Genomic DNA, 18836 nt, shown 5'->3' with positions numbered 1-18836 from the left:
GGCGCGATCGGCGAGTGATGAATGTGGCGTGCTCCTGCTGTTCGGACGCTTGCTGTAGACAACGACACCCCGACCGTGCGGCCGGGGTGTCGCGATGGGGGATACGTCGTGGGTCTGCGACCGGGTCGTCGCAGGCTGGGCGTCAGATGATGGCCAGGCCGATCGTCGGCACGATGCCGCAGGTGTAGATGCGTCCCTTGGTCTTGGTGGTCACATCGCCATAGATGGTGGAGATGATGCGTCCCTTGCCGGTACGGGCGATGGCGGTGAAGGTGCCCGGGCCTTCCTTCACGTTGATCTTCGGATTGCGCTTGAGCTGTGTCTGACCGGTGCGGCCGGTGTCGATGTTGAGCCAGGTCACCCAGAGTTTGCGCGACGTCGGATTGTTGATGGCCGGGCCGGTGCCGAGGCTCGTGTACACATAGCCGGCCTCGCCGCGTCGAGGACCCGGTGCCGGGGCCTTCTGCGGGCCGGCGGTGACGAGTGCTCGGCCGAGCGAGTTACCACCCGGACCCATGCATCCGAAACCGAGTGTCGGATAAAGGAATTCCTGGATCTTGGGCTTGTTCGGGCCCTGGGGGATCTCCGGGTCACCGGGTTTGCGCTCGGCAGCCCGCATCTGGCGGACCACCGCCTGACGACCCGGTTCGCCGAGGAAGTCGATGACAGACTGCCAGATCGCCGACACCTGGGGTGGCAGTCCGGGCGCGGCGGCGAGGGTCTTGGCCTGGCGGAGTAGATCGGCGTTGATTCGACCGTCCGGTCCCGGCGTGGCGACCGAACCGATGATCGCCGGTGCAAAGGCGCCCAAGGAGTCCAAGACTCGCTGATCCACCTTGGGGGCCTGTGGCGTCGGTGCTGCGTGTGCGGCAACGGGCAGGGCCAGCGAGACGGCTGCGGCAACTGCCGCGGTTGCGGTCAGGACACGTGCCGAGGCAAACCGCCCCGGTTGACGTCCACTGAAACGGCGGGATCGCGGGGTCAGTGGCCCGGGGAAACGCACTGGTGGTGTCCTATCGATCGGGGCCTGAGAGCGGGAGTGACGGTCGCAGGCCGAACGTTTCGGGTGCCGCCTCGTGGTCTGCGACGGTGTGCAGAGGGTCGAGGCGGGTCGGTTGTCGCGGGTCATTCTATGCACCAGTTCACCGGCGATGTCCAGGTAGCCCGGTCGTTGTTGCTGTGATTACTGAGGTTATTGATGCAATTGTTACTAAAGTGGCGGTGCGTGGCGGTAGTCGTGCAGGTGGGGCGACAGCTGGTTAGATCGGTAGCAAATCCATCGACCGTGGCGCCGGGAGCGAAGCGAGCGGGCCACATGACGACCGTGGCGCCGGGAGCGAAGCGAGCGGGCCACATGACGACCGTGGCGCCGGGAGCGAAGCGAGCGGGCCACATGACATGTTCACGAGGAGCATGATGAGTGTTCGGCGACGTGGTGGACGGCTTCGCACGTGGTGGCGGCATGGCTTCGCGATGGTCGCGACGGCAGCACTCGCCACGTCGGTGCTGGCCGCGTGTGCCGACGATGCCCAGTCCGGTGCCGAGGTCACGCTGCTGACCCACGACTCCTTCGTGCTGCCGCAGTCGGTCTTCGACGCGTTCCGCCAGCAGACCGGGCTGACCCTCAAGATCATCAAGGCCGGCGATGCCGGGCAACTGGCCTCGACGGTGGCGCTGACGCCGGGAGCGCCGAAGGCCGACGCCGTGTACGGCATCGACAACACCCTCGCATCGCGTCCGATCAAGGCCGGCGCATTCGACGCCTACACGCCACCGGCCGCGGCCGACGGCGCCGCCGAGTATGCGGTGCCCGGTGCCGCCGACCAATTGACCGCCGTCGACCGTGGCGACGTGTGTCTCAACATCGACGACACGTGGTACACCGAGAATCGGGTGGCGCCTCCCGACAGTTTCCGAGATCTCACCGATCCGCGTTACGCGGGTCAGTCGGTGTTGATCGATCCCCGCACGTCGTCGCCCGGCATGGCATTTCTGCTCACCACGATCGGTGTGCTCGGCGGGGGGTGGCAGAACTACTGGAAGACCGTTGTGGCGGGCGGTGCGACGATCGTCGGTGATTGGGAGACCGCCTACAACGGACAGTTCACCGCGGGCACAGAGAACGGCACAAAGCCGATCGTGGTGTCCTACGCGTCGTCGCCGGCCGCAACCCCCGGAACGAAAGCTCTGCTCGACAGTTGCTTCGGCCAGGTTGAGTACGTCGGCATCCTCAAAGGCACCCGCAATCCCGACGGGGCCCGCAAGCTCGTCGACTTCATGTTGAGTCAGACTGTGCAGAAAGAACTTCCGGGATCGATGTATGTGTACCCGGTGCAGAAGGGCACACCGCTGCCCGACGGCTGGGAGCAAAGTGCCCCGGTGCCCGCGTGGCGGGTGAGCCTGCCGCCCGTGTACATCGCCGCCAACCTCGAAAAGTGGCAGGACCAGTGGCGCACCGCCGTCGGGCGGTGATGGCCACCCGTTTCGGTGATGCGCTCGCGCGGCTGGCGCTGCGGCTGATACCAGCTGTCTTCATCGCCGTCCTCTTCGTGTGGCCGGTGCTCGCCCTGGTGCGGCGAGGGATGTCCGACGCGGGTGACGCCGAGGGCGGGATCTCGGGCATTCTCGAGCGCACCCACGCATGGCATCTGCTCGCGGTGACGGTGGGGCAGGCGGCCGCCTCGACCCTGCTTGCGCTCGTGGTCTCGATCCCGATCGTCTGGCTGTACGCGCGCGTGGGTGGCGCCGCTGCGCTCGTGCTCGCCGTCGTGGTCACCGTGCCCTTCGTCTTGCCGACGGTCGTGGTCGGAATCACCTTCCGCGCCTTGCTTTCCGGGCCTTTGGATTTCTTGGGAATCGGCTCGGGACTGGGTGCTGTGCTGATGGCGCATGCATTTCTGAACGTGGCGGTGGTGGTGCGGGTGGTCGGAGCCTCGTGGCGATCGCTCGATCCGCGGGTGGCCGACGTGGCCCGCACGCTGGGTGCGAGCCGCGTGCGTGCCTTCACCTCGGTGGTCCTGCCCCGACTGCTGCCGGCGGTCGCGGGGTCGGCGGGTTTGGTCTTCCTGTTCTGCTCCACCAGTTTCGGCGTGATCATCATCCTGGGTGCGGGTCAGTTGCAGACTCTGGAGACCGAGATCTACAGCCAGGCCATCGGGTACTTCAGGATTCCTGAGGCCGTCGTGCTGTCGATGGTGCAGATCGCGGTGGTGGTCGCGGCCCTGATACTCGCGCGGATGTTCACGAACCCGGCGGGTTCGGGAGCCGGTGGCATTTCCGGCAGATATCGAAACCGGGCCGAGGGCAGGTGGATTCGGGTGGCAACGGTGGGCGCGGCGCTGTGGACCGGGCTGCTGTTGCTCGGCCCCATCGTGGTCCTCGCCATCCGTTCGGTGCGTCCAGAGTCCGGTGGGGCCTGGACCTTCGACGGCTATCGCGCGCTGGGTCGTCCTGTCAACGGGATCACACCGCTGGACACGCTGCGGTATTCGCTCACGACGGCGCTGCTCGCGATGGTGATCGCGTTGGTGGTGGGGGTGCTCGCGGCTCTCGCCTTGCATTCGTCGCGCGGTGCCGTCGGTGCGATCGCGAACGTGATCGCCATGATTCCCCTCGGGATCAGTGCCGTGACATTGGGATTCGGCTATCTCATCGTGCTGGCCACCATGCCGTATGAGATCGCCGCGTCACCCGCTGTCATCCCATGTGTGCAGGCGCTGATCGCGATACCGCTGGTGATCCGGGTGATGGTGCCGGCTCTCGAGTCCATACCGCCACGACTCCGGGACGCCGCGGCGTCGCTGGGCGCCCGGCCGGTACGGGTCTTCGTCGACGTCGACCTGCCGGTCATCGGCAGATCACTGACTGCCGCAGGAGGTTTCGCGTTCGTGATGGCCCTTGGGGAATTCGGGGCGGCATCGTTTCTGCGCCGTGCCGACACCACCACGCTGCCGGTCCTCATCGGATCCGAATTGAGCCGACCGGGTGCCGACAACCTCGCCACCGCGATGGCGGCGTCGATGATCCTGGTGGCGGCCACCACGATCGCGGTGGTCGGAGTGGAAGTGTTCCGGCCGCGCGACGGGGTGCTGATCTAGATGCTCGAAATCACCGACGTCGCCGTGGGTTACGGCTCCGAGATGGTCATCGACGGACTGACCTGGACAGTCGGGGCGCAAGGCGGTGTCCTCACCGCTCTGCTGGGACCGTCCGGATGCGGGAAGTCCACCCTGTTGCGCGCGATCGCCGGTCTGGAACCGTTGGCGCGGGGCGACATTCGCTTCGACGGCGACGACCTCGCCGATGTGGCCGTGCATCGGCGCGATTTCGGTGTCGTGTTCCAGGACGGCCAGTTGTTCGGTGGTCGGACTGTGACGTCGAATGTTGCTTATGGTTTGCGGATGCGGCGCTGGCCACGCGCGCAGATCGGCGAGCGCGTGGCGCAGATGCTGGAGTTGGTGGATCTGCCCGGGTTTGCCGACCGTCGGGTGGGCGAACTGTCCGGCGGTCAGGCGCAGCGGGTTGCCTTGGCGAGGGCTCTGGCTCCGCAGCCACGGTTGCTGTTGCTCGACGAGCCGTTGGCAGCGCTGGATCGGGGGCTGCGAGATCAGCTCGCGGTCGACATCGCGGAGATCGTCCGCGAAGCTGCGACGCCCACCATCGTCGTGACCCACGACCACACCGAGGCGGCGCTGATGGCCGATTCGATCTCGGTGATGCGCGCGGGCGCGATCGTGCAGACCGCCCCGCCCGGCGAACTCTGGCGTCGACCGGCGGATGAATGGACCGCAGGCTTCCTCGGGTGTCGAACGATCGTCGACGCGCGGGTGAGTGGCGGTGTCGCCTCGTGCTCACTCGGGAGCGTGCGGCTGAATCTGCCGGACGGCGACCGGCGAATCGGACTGCGTGCGGATTCGGTGGTGGCGGTGCCGGAGGTGGACGGCACGGCATCAACCGCGACGGTGCTGCGCGCGATCGACCTGCCCACCGGGCGGCAGGTCCGCGTCGGCACCGACGTCGGGGAGATCGACGCGATGGCATCCGACGACGTCATGACCGGTGATCGAGTCGCTTTGCGGCTGGTGGGCGAGAGAGTGGCGGTGATCGGGGAGTGACCTTGTGGGCGTGAGTAGCTGCTCCGCCCTGCTATGTCGGGATGCGCCCCAACGCCGGCTGGGCGGTGAGCACGTGCTGAACCGCATGCTGGACGGGAGGGTGCCCCGCGGCTCGCACGATTTCCGGTGTGCGGCGGGCGGGGTCGCAGAGCGCGGAGTGTCACGCAGACGTCAATGCCGTAGATCCGTGCCACATATTGGCTGAAACCTACGGCGCAACTCGCGTTCGGCCACACGCGGACGCGAGTCGTCGTGGATCTGTAGCAATAGGACGCGCGGGGCGCGATCAATTCCTCAGGTCAGCGAGTGGTCACCGAACTCTTCGAGTATCCGCGGCAACCCACGGCGAGGTTGACGTCGACTGCCCGCAGGTCGTTCGGTTCGATCGCGGCGATGTCAGCAAGCGGTTCGAGGGTGCGATTGGACGCGAGGACGGCGATGCTGTGGAGGGCGGCCCAAAGAGTCGCAGTGCGTATCTACGAGTCTGGCCCGCGTGTCGCTGGTGGTCGGGCGGCCGCTGAGTGTAGATGCGCTTGTCGGTCAACCGCGTTCGGCGACCGATCGGTTGATGCATCATATTTCGGTGCTCGCGGGGCGTCCGTATGTCAGCGAGTACGCACCACGTCGGATCAGCGCGCCCGCGCCTTCTTGAGAGCTTTGCCGAGCTGCTTCTTGGACATGTCGGACGTGTCGAGTTTGCTCATTCGGTGGATCACGACGGGGCAGCGCATGCAACGCTTTGACGAGCGGCAACACTTCTTCTTGGGGCGCATCGAGCCCAGTTTCGCCGGATCGATCTTGCCCATGTGCGGAGGTTAGCACGGTGTTCACGTGCCTGTGATCGCGCTCTCACCGACCCAGCAGATACCCTGAGTGGTTGAGAATGCACAGGCGATCTCGGCGTTGGCCCGATGTCGTGGATCCCGGCTGCCGATTTCCACCATGAAAGAGAACCAGTGACTGCTGCCCCCAACTTCCGCAACGTCGCGATCGTCGCGCACGTCGACCACGGGAAGACCACCCTCGTCGACGCGATGCTCCGGCAGTCCGGTGTCTTCGGCGAGCGCGCCGAACTCGTCGACCGCGTGATGGACTCCGGTGACCTCGAACGCGAGAAGGGCATCACCATCCTCGCCAAGAACACCGCCGTGCACCGTCGTCAGCCCGACGGCACCGAGGTCGTCATCAACGTGATCGACACCCCCGGGCACGCCGACTTCGGCGGCGAGGTGGAGCGCGGCCTGTCGATGGTCGACGGTGTGGTGCTGCTCGTCGACGCGTCGGAGGGTCCGCTGCCGCAGACGCGATTCGTGATGCGCAAGGCGCTCGCGGCGTCGCTGCCGGTCATCTTGGTGGTCAACAAGACCGACCGCCCCGATGCGCGCATTCAAGAGGTCGTCGACGAGAGCCAGGATCTGCTGCTCGACCTCGCGTCGGACCTCGACGACGAGGCCGCGCAGGCCGCCGAGCTGGCTCTGGAACTGCCGGTGCTCTATGCCTCCGGTCGAGCCGGTGTGGCCAGCACCGAGCAGCCCGCCGACGGCGAGGTGCCCACGGGCGACAACCTCGATCCCTTCTTCGACGTCCTGCTCGAGCATGTCCCGCCGCCCAAGGGCGACCCGGCAGCGCCGCTGCAGGCGCACGTCACCAACCTCGACGCGTCGGCCTTCCTCGGTCGCCTCGCGCTCGTGCGTATCCACAACGGCACAATCCGCAAGGGACAGCAGATCTCCTGGTGCCGCGAGGTTGATGGCGAACCCGTCGTCGAGCGCGCCAAGATCACCGAACTCCTCGCCACCGTCGGCGTCGATCGTGCGCCCGCCGAGTCCGCCGTCGCCGGTGACATCGTCGCCGTCGCGGGTATGCCGGAGATCATGATCGGCGACACGCTCGCCGACCTCGACAACCCGGTTGCGTTGCCGCGCATCCACGTCGATGAGCCCGCCATCTCGGTGACGATCGGCACCAACTCGTCCCCGCTGGCCGGCAAGGTGTCGGGGCACAAACTGACCGCACGCATGGTCAAGTCGCGCCTGGACACCGAACTGATCGGCAACGTGTCGCTGCGCGTCCTCGACATCGGGCGCCCCGACGCGTGGGAGGTGCAGGGCCGCGGTGAGCTGGCGCTGGCCATCCTGGTCGAACAGATGCGTCGCGAAGGGTTCGAACTGACCGTCGGCAAGCCGCAGGTGGTGACCCGCAAGGTCGACGGCAAGGTGCAGGAGCCGTTCGAGCACCTCACGATCGACGTGCCCGAGGAATACCTGGGTGCGGTCACCCAGTTGCTCGCTGCCCGCAAGGGCCGCATGGAGCAGATGAACAACCATGGCACCGGCTGGGTGCGAATGGAGTTCATCGTGCCCTCGCGTGGCCTGATCGGCTTCCGCACCGACTTCCTCACCGAGACCCGTGGCACCGGGATCGCGAACGCGGTCTTCGACGGTTACGACGGTTGGGCAGGCGAGATCCGCGCCCGTCACACCGGCTCGCTCGTCAGTGATCGTCAGGGTTCGGTCACGCCGTTCGCAATGATCCAGCTCGCCGACCGCGGCACCTTCTTCGTCGACCCCGGCGACGCGACCTACGAGGGTCATGTGGTGGGTATCAACCCGCGCCAGGAGGACCTCGACATCAACGTGACGCGCGAGAAGAAGCTGACCAACATGCGTCAGTCGTCGGCCGACGTGATGGAAACCCTGGCCAAGCCGATGCAGCTCGATCTCGAGGGCGCGATGGAGTTCTGTGCCGCCGACGAATGTGTCGAGGTGACTCCGGAGGTGGTCCGGGTGCGTAAGGTTCACCTCGATGCGACGACCCGTGCCCGCGAACGTTCGCGCGCCAAGACGCGCGACGCGGCGGTGAGCTGATCGCCGGGCGGGTGTGTGTTGCCGGGTCCGCAACGGGCCCGGCATGTGCAGGGCTGGCTGTATGGGGGTAAGCGACGTGAGTGCTGCGGCGACAACACGTAGGGCGACAACGCGTGGGGCGACGACACGTGGACGCGGTCGAATCTGGCTGTTGCTGGTGCTGCCGATGGTGGCGATCACGGTGCTGGTGTCGGGATGCCAGGCCGATCCGCCGCCACCGGTGCGGGACACCGGCCCGTTGCCGACGCCGACGGAGTACCCGAACGCGAAGACCGTCTACATCGCGACCGATTCCGTGGGTGCCGGCTTCAACCCGCACATCGCGTCCGACCAGAGCCCGGTGACCACTGCGATCGCCGCCATGACATTGCCGAGCGTGTTCGCGCCGGTTCAGACCCCCGCGGGTGTGCAGTGGCAGCTGCAAAAGGCCTTCGTCACGTCGGCCGAGGTCACCTCGCAGAAGCCCTTCACGGTCACCTATCACATCCACACCGACGCACAGTGGTCCGACGGTCTGCCCGTCACCGGCGACGACTTCAGCTACCTGTGGCAGCAGATGTCGCGTCAACCCAACGTCGTTGCGCCCGCAGGTTACCGGCTGATCGACTCGGTGCAGACCCGTGAGGGCGGCAAGGTCGTCAATGTCACCTTCGCGCAACCGTATCCGGCCTGGCGTGAGCTGTTCACCAACCTGCTCCCGAGTCACGTTCTCAAGGGGGCACCGGCCGGTTTCCAGACGGGCATGGACACCGGCAAGCCGGTGTCGGCGGGACCGTTCGCGATCGTCGGCATCGACACGACCCGCGACGAGGTGCGCCTGGCCCGCAACGATCGCTACTGGATGGAACCGTCGCGTCTGGACCAGATCGTGCTTCGCCGAGCCGGCAACACGTCGCAGATGCTCGACTCGGTGCGTTCGGGCGACTCGTCGATCGTCGCGCTGGGTGCCGGCGTCTCGACGCAGGCTCAGTTGGAAGCGGTCCCGGGACTCACCCTTGATCGGAGCCTGACCGCCCGCTCGCTGGGTATCAGCGTCAATGCGCGTACCACGACCATGAATTCACCCCAGGTGCGTCGGGCGATCCTGGGTCTCGTCGACCCCACCCTGACCACGTTCGCCGGCGCCGGCGACTGGACGGTCCAGCGCTACGCCAACACGGTGTTCGCCCCGTCCGATCGCGGGTACACGCCGGTGAACCGTGCCCGGCCGACGCCGGCTCAGGTCACCGCGCTGCTGGCCGAGGCCGGATATCGGCGTGGAGCGCCGACGCCCGGCCAGGCCGCCGACGACGGGGATGTCCGTCCGCTGCCGGTCGGCGTCGCGCCGTACCAGAAGGACGGTCGGGACCTGGTGGTTCGCATCGGTGCGGTCAGCGGTGATCCGCGGTCGACGTCGGCTGCCGCCAGCATCGTCGACCAGTTGCGGGGCGCGGGTATCCGGTCGCAGGTGCTCACCATGCCCAACAGCGAGCTCTACGGTGCCGCCCTGACCCGGCAGCGGGTCGATCTCGTGGTCGGCTGGAGTGGTCTCGGCGTACCCCCGGCGGCGTCGTTGGCCTCACAGGTGGATTGCGATCAGCCCAAGCCCGGGACCGAACCGTCGCTGAGTACACCGCCGACACCGACCAGCGTCGCGCCCAGCGACACCGATGCCGACAACAGCTACACCAGCAACATCTCCGGGCTCTGCGACGCCCGGCTGATCGGTCTGGCCCGGGAGGCGCTGTCGGAGGTGGATCCGATCCCGACGCTCAACACCGCCGAGCCGTTGCTGGCCGACGCCGCGATCTACCTACCGCTCTACCAGGACAGCATGATGGTGGGGGTCACCGAGAGCGTGGTCAACGTGCCCGTGACCGGTCCGATCCAGGTCTCCATCTTCGGGACCGCCGGCGTCTGGGACCTGGCGTGACCGGCATGCGCGGCCGCCGGTGAGCGAGGTTGCGTCATGAGCGCACCCGGTGGTCGGCGCCTGCTGCTCGTCCATGCGCATCCCGACGACGAGACCATCATGACCGGCGGCACCATTGCGCGATACCTCGCCGAGGGTGTCGACGTCCGGGTCCTCACCTTCACGCTCGGGGAAGAGGGCGAGGCCATCGGTGATCGGTGGGCGCAACTGGTGGCCGACGGTGGAGCCGACCAGTTGGGCGGCTTTCGCATCGGCGAGTTGAGCGCTGCGCTTGCGGCGCTGAGTCCGGCGGGTCGCGCGGCCCTGACCCCGTCGTTCCTCGGTGGCGCCGGCCGCTGGCGGGATTCCGGGATGGCGGGTTCGCCGTCGGCTCGGCATCCGCGTGCGTTGGTGCAAGCGCCGTTCGACGAGCCGGTGGCAGCACTCGTGGACGTTCTCGAATCCTTTGCGCCGCAGGTCGTCGTCACCTACGACTCGGCGGGCACGTACGGGCATCCCGACCACAAACTGGTGCACGAAGTCACGGCGGCAGCGTTGGCAGCGGTATCTGGTGCTGCGGGGTCGGGATCGTGGTCGCCGAAGGTGTACGAGTCGGTGACCGAGTACAGCGCGCTGCGGGCGGGACTGGCGGCCGCGGCGACGCGTGTCCCGGATGGTTGGCGGATGCCCGAACCCGGTGAATTGCCCAGCTATGCAGACGAATTCATCACCGCTGCCGTCGATGTCAGCGCCGTTCTCGACCGCAAGGTGGCGGCACTGGCCGCGCATGCGACGCAAGTGACGGTCGCGCCGTCGGGTACGGAATACGCGTTGTCGAACAACATCGTGCAGCCGATCTTCGATGAAGAGCATTTCATTCGCGTCGATGCGCATGCGCCGCTTGATGCGCGTGAGACCGACCTGTTCGCCGGGATCGACTGATGCGTGCGATCGACCGGGTGATGGTGGCTCTGCTCGCCGTCGACGGTGTGGTGGTCGGCCTGCTGTCACTGGCGTTCGCGTATGTGCGTTTCGGCGGGGTCGCGGTGCCCGTCGCCGCAGTGATCGCCGGTCTGGTGAACTGTGTACTGCTCTGGCTCGCCGCCGGATACACGACGACGCTGTGGCGGTTCGCCCCACTGATCGGGTGGGCGGTCGGCGTGTTCGTGGGTGCCTTCCCGGGCCCGGGCGGGGACGTGCTGCTGGCCTCCGACACCGGATTGGCCATTCCGACGATGTTGCTCCTGTTGTTCGGCGCCGGCCTACCCGCTGCTCTCGTGTGGTCGGGACGACTGCCGGGACATTGACCAGGGCGTGTCTCAGCCGTCGGCAGGGGCTTCGAGGCGCGGCGTTACAGTGTGGGTATGGTGCTGCGCGCGTGGGCCGAGGACATCCGCGCTCCGATCGGCGATGTCCGGAATGCCCTGCGTCGGGTGCGGAACGACCCGTCGGCTGCGAGTGACGCGGACTGGGCCGAGCTCCTCGGGGCGGCCGGCGACGAACTCGACGAATTGTGTGATCTCGCCGATGCCGCGCGTGTAAGTGCAGTGGGCGCAGATGCGCTGACGTTCGTGGTGAACCGCAATTTCGACACCGCAACGGTCGCGGCCCTCGGCCGGTCCGGGGTCACGCTCGAAGATCTCGTGACCGAGGCACATGATCTGGGTGCGACCGAGATCTGCATGCAGGGTCCGCTACCCGCGGCTGCGCCTGCCGATGGATACCTGCGGCTCGTCGACACCATCACGGCCACCGCGCCGGACCTCCACCTGCATGCGTTCCGTCCGGCGGAGGTACGCGACGGCGCGGCGCGCATGGGAATCGGCCTCGACGAGTACCTGGCGCGGCTACGCGACGCCGGCCTGGGTTCGGTGCCGGGCACCGCAGCGCAGATCCTCGACGACGACGTCCGCCGCGCGTTGGCCGGCAATGCTCCGGTGCTCACCGTCGCCGAATGGGTCGAAACGATCGAGGCGGCCCACCGAGCGGGAATGTTCTCGACCGCGACCATGCTGTACGGACATGTGGAAACGCCGCGACAGCAGGTTGCCCATCTGCGCACGCTCAATGGCATCGCCGAACGAACCCACGGGTTCCACGAACTGATCCTGATGCCCATGCTGCCGGTGAATGCCGGACCCCACCTCGCTTCGATCGCTGTCGCGGCGCCCGGTGAACGCGAGACGCGCGCCGTCCACGCAGTGGCGCGACTGATGACTCTCGGACACATCGATCATCTTCAGGTTGCCTGGACCAAGCTCGACGCACCGGTCGTGGACCGTCTCCTGCGGGGCGGAGCCGACGACATCGGCGGGCTGCTGCTCGACGGTCAGTTGATGCCCGACGCGGGACCCGAGGCCGGTCGCGTTCTCACCGCTGAGGGGTTGACCGCGATCGCCGAGCGCGCCGGACGCACGCTGCGTCAGCGAACCACCGGCTACGGCGAACCGGCAGCCGATCGGCAGACTGTGCTGGGCGGGGTTTCTCGGTGAACGGCGCGCATCCGGTGGCGGGCATCGGCCGTGACCGCGCGGGCGTCGATGTGGACGTGGCGATCATCGGAGCGGGATTCGCCGGTCTGGGCATGGCGACGCTACTCGCCAGGCGCGGCACCGAATCCTTCGTCGTGCTCGAGCGGGCCGACGCGGTCGGCGGAACATGGCGTGACAACACCTATCCCGGCATCGCCTGCGACATCCCGGCGCACCTGTACTCGTTCTCCTTCCGGCCGCCCGGGGATTGGGCGTCGGTGTACCCCAGTGGAGCCGAGATCCGCGGCTATCTCGAGCGCACGGTCGCCGAGGAGGGCATCGGCGGCCACATCCATTTCGGCCGGGAGCTCGAACACGCGAGATGGGATGCGGTGCAACGGCGCTGGGAGATCACCACGACCGTCGACGCGGTACGGTCGGGACCCGATCGCCTGACCGGGAGCGCCGCTCGGCCGATCCGCGCACGGACACTGGTGATGGCGGTCGGGCGCCTGTCGGAGCCGAGGCTGCCGGACATCGATGGGCTCGAGGCGTTCCCCGGCGAGGTGGTGCACACCGCCGCGTGGCACCAAGGACTCGACCTCGACGGAGCACGCATCGGCGTGGTCGGGACCGGGGCGTCGGCGGTCCAGGTGATCCCTCACCTCGCTCGCGCGGCAGAGGAACTCGTCGTGTTCAGCCGCACCGCGCCCTACGTGGTGCCGCGTGATGACCGCTCGTACACGAGCGCCGAACGTCACGAAATGCTCGACCCGGTGGTCGCGAATGCGGTGCGCGACAAGATGCTTCGTGATGCCGACCAGGCGTTTCGACAGCGGCTCGGATTGCACCCCGACATCGATGAGATCCGGGAGCGTGCACGCAACCACCTGCACCGACAGGTGGCCGACGGCGAACTCCGCAGGGCGCTGACACCCGACTACGAAATCGGTTGCAAGCGAATACTGCTGAGCGACGATTTCTATCCGACGCTGCAGCAGCCGAACGTGACGTTCGAGCCGAGTGCGCTGGTGTCGGTCACCGAGAGCAAGGCGACGGCCCGCAGTGGTCGTCGCTACGATCTCGACGTCCTGGTCATGGCAACAGGTTTCGAAGCCGCCCGACCGCCCGCAGCGCGTCGCATCACCGGTCGCGGCGGACGACTGTTGAGCGACCACTGGGCCGATGGCATGGTCTCGTACGCGTCTACGGTGGTCAGCGGATTTCCCAATCTGTTCGTCATCGACGGCCCCAACGCCGCACTCGGTCACAACTCGGCCATCTACATGATCGAGACACAACTCGACTACGTGCTCGGGGCACTCGACCATCTTGCCGCCACCGGCACCGGATGGCTGGAGGTGACCGCCGACGCGGAGGAGGCCTACACCCGCGAGATCGACGAACGCAGTGCGGCCACCGTGTGGCTGACCGGTTGTGACAGTTGGTATGTCGACCCACGTAGTGGTCGGCTCACGCTGCTGTGGCCGGGGACCGCCGAGTCGTTCCGGGAACGCAACGGTACGTTCGACGCAGGGCCGTTCCTGCCGGGGCCGCCCCGATCGGCGGGTATGCACGAGGGGAGTGTGTGATGACGAGTGTCGTCCAGGCGCTGGACGCGGCGCGGGCGGGCGAACCGATCGGCCTCGACCGTGCGGTCGCCCTGTTGTCTTGTGCGGGAGAGGATCTCGTCGCATTGCAAGCCATCGCAGGCCAGATCCGTGACGCCGGGCTGGCCGCGGTTGGGCGCGCCGGTCAGATCACATACTCGCGCAAGGTGTTCGTTCCTCTGACGCGACTGTGCCGCGACCGTTGCCATTACTGCACCTTCGTCACGGTGCCGGGCAAGTTGGCACGCGCCGGCGAGGGGATGTACCTCGAACTCGATCAGGTGGTCGACCTTGCACGGCGAGGAGCGCAACTCGGTTGCAAGGAAGCACTTTTCACGCTCGGGGATCGCCCGGAGGATCGGTGGAAGCAAGCCGGGGAGTGGTTGTCGGCGCGCGGCTACTCGTCGACCCTCGAGTACGTGCGGGCGGCGGCGGTCGCCGTACTCGAAGAGACCGGCCTGCTCCCGCATCTGAATCCGGGTGTGATGAGCGCCGCGGAGATGCGCCGGTTACGGCCGGTGGCGCCGTCGATGGGGATGATGCTCGAGACCACGTCTCGCCGCCTGTTCACCGAGAAGGGGCAGCCGCATTACGGCAGCCCCGACAAGGACCCGCTGGTGCGTCTGCAGGTACTCGAGGACGCCGGCGCGGTCGGGGTGCCGTTCACCACCGGCATCCTCGTCGGGATCGGCGAAACCCTCACGGAACGAGCCGAATCCCTGCTCGCGATCGCCGACGTCCATCGTGCGCACGGACACATCCAAGAGGTCATCGTGCAGAACTTCCGCGCCAAGCCCGACACCGCCATGCGCGGCACACCGGATGCGGAGATGACCGAGTTCCTGGCCACCGTCGCGGTGGCGCGGATCGTTCTCGGATCACAGATGAGAGTGCAGGCACCACCGAATCTGGTGTCGTCGGCCGAATGTGCCGCACTCATCGCGTCGGGCGTCGACGATTGGGGTGGGGTCTCTCCGCTCACTCCCGACCACGTCAACCCCGAACGTCCGTGGCCCAACCTCGATGTGCTCGCCCGCATCACCGCCGAGTCGGAGTTCACGCTCACCGAGCGCATCACCGCTCAGCCGCCCTACGTCCTCGACGCCGACCGGTGGATCGATCCATCGCTCACCGAACATGTTGCGGCGCTGACAGATCCGACGACCGGGCTGGCGGCCGACACCCGCCCCACCGGTCATCCGTGGCCCGCAGTAGCCTGACCGGACCGCCGTTGACTGTGCCTCCCAAACCGTTGACCGTGCGTCCCAAAGCGTTGATCGTGCACTACGTTCCGTTTCGCGGTGCACAGTGAACGATTTTCGACGCCCACTCAACGATTTTCGACGCCCACTCAACGATTTTCGACGCCCACTCAACGATTTTCGACGCACGGTCAACGAGAGTGGAGTACTCGTCTCAGGCGAGTCGGGCGAGCGCCTGGTATCCGCCGATCACGTCCGTGGCGCGATGTAGGCCGAGATCTTGCAGTGCGGCCGCAGCCAGACTCGAGGTGTAGCCCTCCGAGCAGATGACGATCCAGCGGACGTCGTGGTCGACCGCGGCATGGATGCGTGCGTCGCTGGCCGGATCGCATCGCCACTCGAGGACGTTGCGTTCGATGACGATCGCTCCGGGCGCCTCACCCTCGGCGGCCCGCTGAGCAGCCGGCCGGATGTCGACGAGGATCGCACCGTCGGCCAGTTCGGCGGCGACCTCGCGTGCGTCGAGCCGCTCAAGACGCGCGCGAGCCGCAGCGAGGATCTCGTCGATGGTCGGCGGGGTGGTTGATTTCCCCGTCGCTTCGCTCGCCCCGGTTGATTTCCCCGTCGCTTCGCTCGCCCCGGATGATTTCCCCGTCGCTTCGCTCGCCCCGGTCGCCACGGACAGGCGCCGCGTCATTCCGGTTTGTCCGTCAGCTCGGTCCGGGTGCGACGAAGGGCGCCGTCCTCGGTGACGTCGTAATAGGACATCGCCGTCAGCGGGGGAGAGTAGGCGTGCACGCTCAGGGTCGGCCCGGACACCTCGATCGCCGGGGCTTCGACCGGGCCGGACGCGTCAGGGGACCGAGGCGGGTTCTGCATCACATCGTGCACCCAGCCCAGTGGAAAGGCAGCTTGATCGCCGGCGTCGAGAATGCGCACCGCCAGATCATCGCCGGTCCAGTGGTACTCGCGCAACGAACCCGACAACACGGTGAGCGCACCGAGGGAGCCGGCGTGGTCGTGCAGTTCTGTCGCTTCGCCCGGCGTCCAGCTGATGAGCCAGACGTCGACGTCGTCGTCGGCGTGGATGCGGGTGGCCCAGCGATGCACCGGATCCCACGTGCTGGGCAGGAGGTCGTCGTGCGCGCCGTCGAGGACGTCGGCAACGCCCTGGTCGGTGATGCGCAGGAGATCGGCCGGTCGGAGCCGCGTGGGTAGATGTGTTCTCCGGCGGCCGGACTGGAGGGATGGGACGGAACCGTCGGACGTGACACCGGTTGACACGGTTCGGCGGACACGGGGTGTGCGGGCGAGGGTGGAGGTCATCGGCGCTCCTTGGATGTGCGATGGATGGGTGTGGTCGGCGACGTTCACCGACAACAGCGCACATCCATCGACGCCTGCATGCCCCGACTCCCGTAAGCGGTCATGAGACGACGATGACGGGTCGGCGAGCACTGGTCCAGGGTTGGCGGCACGCTGAGCAGAAGGCCGCTGAGCGCGGACGATCTCGCGAAAAATGTGATCCACGTTACGGCCCGTAGGCGTTTGTGCTGGTGGGGCGGGGCCGATTTCTCGGGGACGGGCCTCAGGGCGGATACTGTGGGATGGCGGATAGCCATGTGTATCGCCCTGATCGCTCAGCGGTGCTGACCATGGCTGTTCGTGATGCGGTGCAACCAGCCCTTGCGCCGTCTTGGATCGGCTTTGCGGCTGGTGCACAAAGCCGGTCTGGGGTGAAGTTTTTTCAGCGAAGGAGAGTGTGGTGACGTACATCATCGCCGAGCCTTGCGTCGATGTCATGGACAAGGCTTGTGTGGAGGAGTGCCCGGTCGACTGCATCTACGAGGGCGCACGGATGCTCTACATCCAGCCCGATGAATGCGTCGACTGCGGTGCCTGCGAGCCGGTGTGTCCGGTCGAGGCGATCTTCTATGAGGATGATGTTCCCGACGAATGGGAACCGTACGTCAGTGCCAACGCCGACTTCTTCGACGACCTCGGTTCTCCCGGCGGCGCCAGCAAGGTCGGCCACACCGACGCCGACGCGCCGTTCATCAAGGGTCTTCCGCCGATGAACGAAGAAGACTGAGCGAAGCTGTGGTCCCACCCGCAACCGGGCGTCGCCGTGTGAGTGCGTCTCTGCCGGACTTCCCGTGGGACACGCTGGCGAGTGCAAAGGCGAAGGCGACTGCGCATCCCGACGGCATCGTCGACCTGTCGGTCGGCACGCCGGTCGATCCGGTGCCCGAGGTGATCCGCGACGCGCTCGCTGCGGGCTCTGCGTTCCCCGGGTATCCGACGACCGTGGGTACTGTCGCCCTGCGGCAGGCTGCTGCGTCGTCGTTGGCGCGGCGCCACGCTGTCACCGAACTCGACGAGTCGAGTGTGCTCCCGGTGATCGGCACCAAAGAAGCGATCGCCGGACTCACGTCGTTGCTGGGTGTCGGCGCAGGAGACGTCGTCGTCATCCCCGAGGTTGCCTACCCGACCTATGAGGTCAGTGCGCTGCTGGCGGGTGCGACACCGGTCCGTGCAGATTCGACGGTGCAACTGGGCCCGACGACGCCCGCGCTCATGTTCATCAATTCGCCGTCGAATCCGACCGGCAAGGTCCTCGGCGTGGATCACCTGCGAAAGGTGGTCGATTGGGCACGCGAACGCGGCACCGTGCTGGTGTCCGACGAGTGTTATCTCGGGCTGTGCTGGGACGACGACGCGCTCTCGATCCTCGACCCGCGCATCTGCGACGGTGACCACACGGGCTTGCTCGCAGTGCACTCGTTGTCGAAGATCTCGAATCTCGCGTCGTACCGCGCCGGCTTCCTCGCCGGTGACCGTGCCCTGATCGCCGAACTGTTGGCGGTCCGCAAACATGCCGGGCTGATGGTGCCGTACCCCGTTCAGGTCGCGATGACCGCGGCGCTCGACGACGACGAGCACGTCGACGCCCAGCGCGAACGCTATCGGGCCCGACGCGACGTCTTGCGCAATGCGGTGCGGGAGGCCGGTTTCCGGGTCGATCACTCCGAAGCGGGGCTGTACCTGTGGGCCACACGCGACGAGCCGTGCCGGGAGACGGTGGACTGGCTGGCCGATCGTGGCATCCTGGCCGCGCCGGGTGACTTCTACGGTCCGGCGGGCGAACGGCATGTCCGGATGGCGCTGACCGCGACCGACGAACGCATCGACGCCGCGCGGGAGCGCTTGTCGGCCTGAGGGTTTCGCGGCCCAATTGGACGGCGCCCTTTTCGTCGGGTGCCGCTCCCGGGGCTGACGTGCGAGGAGCACCTGTTTCGTCCATATCGACGGTCAGGAACTGAGACCTGTCGAAGCACATATCCTCAAGACCCCAGAGACGCGTCCCACCGCGCGCCCCGAGCGAGAAGCCCGGCGACCGGCCTCGACGCCGCTAGTGAGAAAACCTTGTTGTCTCGCCGATGGTCTCGACACGACGCCTCGCCTGGCGCCTCGGAGTTGGCTCGACCAGCAGGCCTGACGCGAAGAGTTCGGTAAACAATGCCGCTGACCTGCGGAAATGAGCCCGCGTCGTGCCCGCAAAATCTAGGGGAAGTACTTCTTCCCCGGGCGGATTCAGGCGGTGGATGCAACAGGACCTGATTCGGATCCTGACGGTGGTGAGTTTAGTAGCTCGTCGAGTTTTTCGGCGGGGCTGGCCCA

General features: G+C 67.0%; 16 protein-coding genes. 12 read left to right on the top strand and 4 right to left on the bottom strand.

Annotated elements, in window-relative coordinates:
• Positions 1–142: 142 nt before the first annotated feature.
• On the bottom strand, positions 143–1003 hold the full coding sequence (locus ACWDTF_RS13995) for an Rv1157c family protein (RefSeq protein ID WP_449754515.1): 861 nt from the start codon (positions 1001–1003) through the stop codon (positions 143–145).
• 413 nt (positions 1004–1416) lie between these two features.
• On the opposite strand from ACWDTF_RS13995, the gene ACWDTF_RS13990 reads away from it, so the two are divergent.
• The 3 genes from ACWDTF_RS13990 to ACWDTF_RS13980 are packed head-to-tail and all read left to right on the top strand — an operon-like array spanning position 1417 to position 5114.
• Positions 1417–2472 (top strand): thiamine ABC transporter substrate-binding protein, encoded by a 1056-nt coding sequence (locus ACWDTF_RS13990; RefSeq protein WP_449754514.1) that lies wholly within the window; start codon positions 1417–1419, stop codon positions 2470–2472.
• Entirely contained in the window at positions 2472–4097 is a 1626-nt protein-coding gene (locus ACWDTF_RS13985; protein WP_433259576.1) for an ABC transporter permease subunit, read from the top strand. The genes ACWDTF_RS13990 and ACWDTF_RS13985 overlap by 1 nt, the downstream gene beginning before the upstream one ends.
• Entirely contained in the window at positions 4098–5114 is a 1017-nt protein-coding gene (locus tag ACWDTF_RS13980; protein WP_240859110.1) for an ABC transporter ATP-binding protein, read from the top strand.
• A gap of 629 nt (positions 5115–5743) precedes the next feature.
• Here the strand turns inward: ACWDTF_RS13980 and ACWDTF_RS13975 are convergent.
• Positions 5744–5920: a hypothetical protein gene (locus ACWDTF_RS13975; protein WP_355278869.1), complete on the bottom strand. Its 177-nt coding sequence runs from the start codon at positions 5918–5920 to the stop codon at positions 5744–5746.
• A gap of 150 nt (positions 5921–6070) precedes the next feature.
• Here ACWDTF_RS13975 and typA point away from each other — a divergent pair, with 150 nt between their 5' ends.
• The 7 genes from typA (at position 6071) to cofG (ending at position 15173) form a co-directional block, all read left to right on the top strand.
• Complete coding sequence (typA, locus tag ACWDTF_RS13970) at positions 6071–7981, top strand: translational GTPase TypA (RefSeq protein WP_240859117.1); 1911 nt, start codon at positions 6071–6073, stop codon at positions 7979–7981.
• A 61-nt stretch (positions 7982–8042) separates the two neighbouring features.
• Positions 8043–9893 (top strand): ABC transporter family substrate-binding protein, encoded by a 1851-nt coding sequence (locus ACWDTF_RS13965; RefSeq protein ID WP_355278872.1) that lies wholly within the window; start codon positions 8043–8045, stop codon positions 9891–9893.
• 36 nt (positions 9894–9929) lie between these two features.
• Positions 9930–10814, top strand: coding sequence for an N-acetyl-1-D-myo-inositol-2-amino-2-deoxy-alpha-D-glucopyranoside deacetylase (gene mshB / locus ACWDTF_RS13960; protein WP_355278875.1), 885 nt, complete (start codon positions 9930–9932; stop codon positions 10812–10814).
• A complete protein-coding gene (locus ACWDTF_RS13955; protein WP_355278877.1) occupies positions 10814–11179 on the top strand; it encodes a facilitated glucose transporter in 366 nt (121 codons plus the stop codon). The genes mshB and ACWDTF_RS13955 overlap by 1 nt, the downstream gene beginning before the upstream one ends.
• 57 nt (positions 11180–11236) lie before the next feature.
• On the top strand, positions 11237–12364 hold the full coding sequence (locus ACWDTF_RS13950) for an FO synthase (RefSeq protein ID WP_355278880.1): 1128 nt from the start codon (positions 11237–11239) through the stop codon (positions 12362–12364).
• A 92-nt stretch (positions 12365–12456) separates the two neighbouring features.
• Positions 12457–13935 (top strand): flavin-containing monooxygenase, encoded by a 1479-nt coding sequence (locus ACWDTF_RS13945; protein WP_240859229.1) that lies wholly within the window; start codon positions 12457–12459, stop codon positions 13933–13935.
• On the top strand, positions 13935–15173 hold the full coding sequence (cofG, locus tag ACWDTF_RS13940; RefSeq protein WP_240859126.1) for a 7,8-didemethyl-8-hydroxy-5-deazariboflavin synthase CofG: 1239 nt from the start codon (positions 13935–13937) through the stop codon (positions 15171–15173). The genes ACWDTF_RS13945 and cofG overlap by 1 nt, the downstream gene beginning before the upstream one ends.
• A 196-nt stretch (positions 15174–15369) precedes the next feature.
• Here the strand turns inward: cofG and ACWDTF_RS13935 are convergent, their stop codons facing one another.
• Both ACWDTF_RS13935 and ACWDTF_RS13930 read right to left on the bottom strand, forming a co-directional pair.
• Complete coding sequence (locus ACWDTF_RS13935; RefSeq protein WP_355278893.1) at positions 15370–15723, bottom strand: rhodanese-like domain-containing protein; 354 nt, start codon at positions 15721–15723, stop codon at positions 15370–15372.
• A gap of 125 nt (positions 15724–15848) precedes the next feature.
• The gene (locus ACWDTF_RS13930; RefSeq protein ID WP_240859129.1) at positions 15849–16481 is read right to left on the bottom strand and encodes a cysteine dioxygenase; all 633 of its coding nucleotides are present in this window, start codon (positions 16479–16481) and stop codon (positions 15849–15851) included.
• A gap of 436 nt (positions 16482–16917) precedes the next feature.
• Here ACWDTF_RS13930 and fdxA point away from each other — a divergent pair, with 436 nt between their 5' ends.
• Both fdxA and dapC read left to right on the top strand, forming a co-directional pair.
• Positions 16918–17247 (top strand): ferredoxin, encoded by a 330-nt coding sequence (gene fdxA / locus ACWDTF_RS13925; protein ID WP_240859131.1) that lies wholly within the window; start codon positions 16918–16920, stop codon positions 17245–17247.
• A gap of 38 nt (positions 17248–17285) precedes the next feature.
• Positions 17286–18374, top strand: a complete 1089-nt coding sequence (dapC, locus tag ACWDTF_RS13920) for a succinyldiaminopimelate transaminase (protein ID WP_240859140.1) — start codon at positions 17286–17288, stop codon at positions 18372–18374.
• The last annotated feature ends 462 nt before the right edge of the window (positions 18375–18836 follow it).

Source organism: Gordonia sp. NPDC003422, from assembly GCF_053588675.1.
Note: the sequence above shows the minus strand (reverse complement) of the source record. Positions and strands in the feature narration are given on the sequence as shown.

Bases quoted from the DNA above. Each gene is read 5' to 3' on its own strand.
- mshB (WP_355278875.1), top strand. From the start codon at position 9,930: ATGAGCGCACCCGGTGGTCGGCGCCTGCTGCTCGTCCATGCGCATCCC.
- ACWDTF_RS13990 (WP_449754514.1), top strand. From the start codon at position 1,417: ATGAGTGTTCGGCGACGTGGTGGACGGCTTCGCACGTGGTGGCGGCAT.
- ACWDTF_RS13930 (WP_240859129.1), bottom strand. From the start codon at position 16,481: ATGACCTCCACCCTCGCCCGCACACCCCGTGTCCGCCGAACCGTGTCA.
- ACWDTF_RS13965 (WP_355278872.1), top strand. From the start codon at position 8,043: ATGGGGGTAAGCGACGTGAGTGCTGCGGCGACAACACGTAGGGCGACA.
- ACWDTF_RS13975 (WP_355278869.1), bottom strand. From the start codon at position 5,920: ATGGGCAAGATCGATCCGGCGAAACTGGGCTCGATGCGCCCCAAGAAG.
- ACWDTF_RS13945 (WP_240859229.1), top strand. From the start codon at position 12,457: ATGGCGACGCTACTCGCCAGGCGCGGCACCGAATCCTTCGTCGTGCTC.
- ACWDTF_RS13985 (WP_433259576.1), top strand. From the start codon at position 2,472: ATGGCCACCCGTTTCGGTGATGCGCTCGCGCGGCTGGCGCTGCGGCTG.
- cofG (WP_240859126.1), top strand. From the start codon at position 13,935: ATGACGAGTGTCGTCCAGGCGCTGGACGCGGCGCGGGCGGGCGAACCG.
- ACWDTF_RS13950 (WP_355278880.1), top strand. From the start codon at position 11,237: ATGGTGCTGCGCGCGTGGGCCGAGGACATCCGCGCTCCGATCGGCGAT.
- ACWDTF_RS13955 (WP_355278877.1), top strand. From the start codon at position 10,814: ATGCGTGCGATCGACCGGGTGATGGTGGCTCTGCTCGCCGTCGACGGT.
- ACWDTF_RS13980 (WP_240859110.1), top strand. From the start codon at position 4,098: ATGCTCGAAATCACCGACGTCGCCGTGGGTTACGGCTCCGAGATGGTC.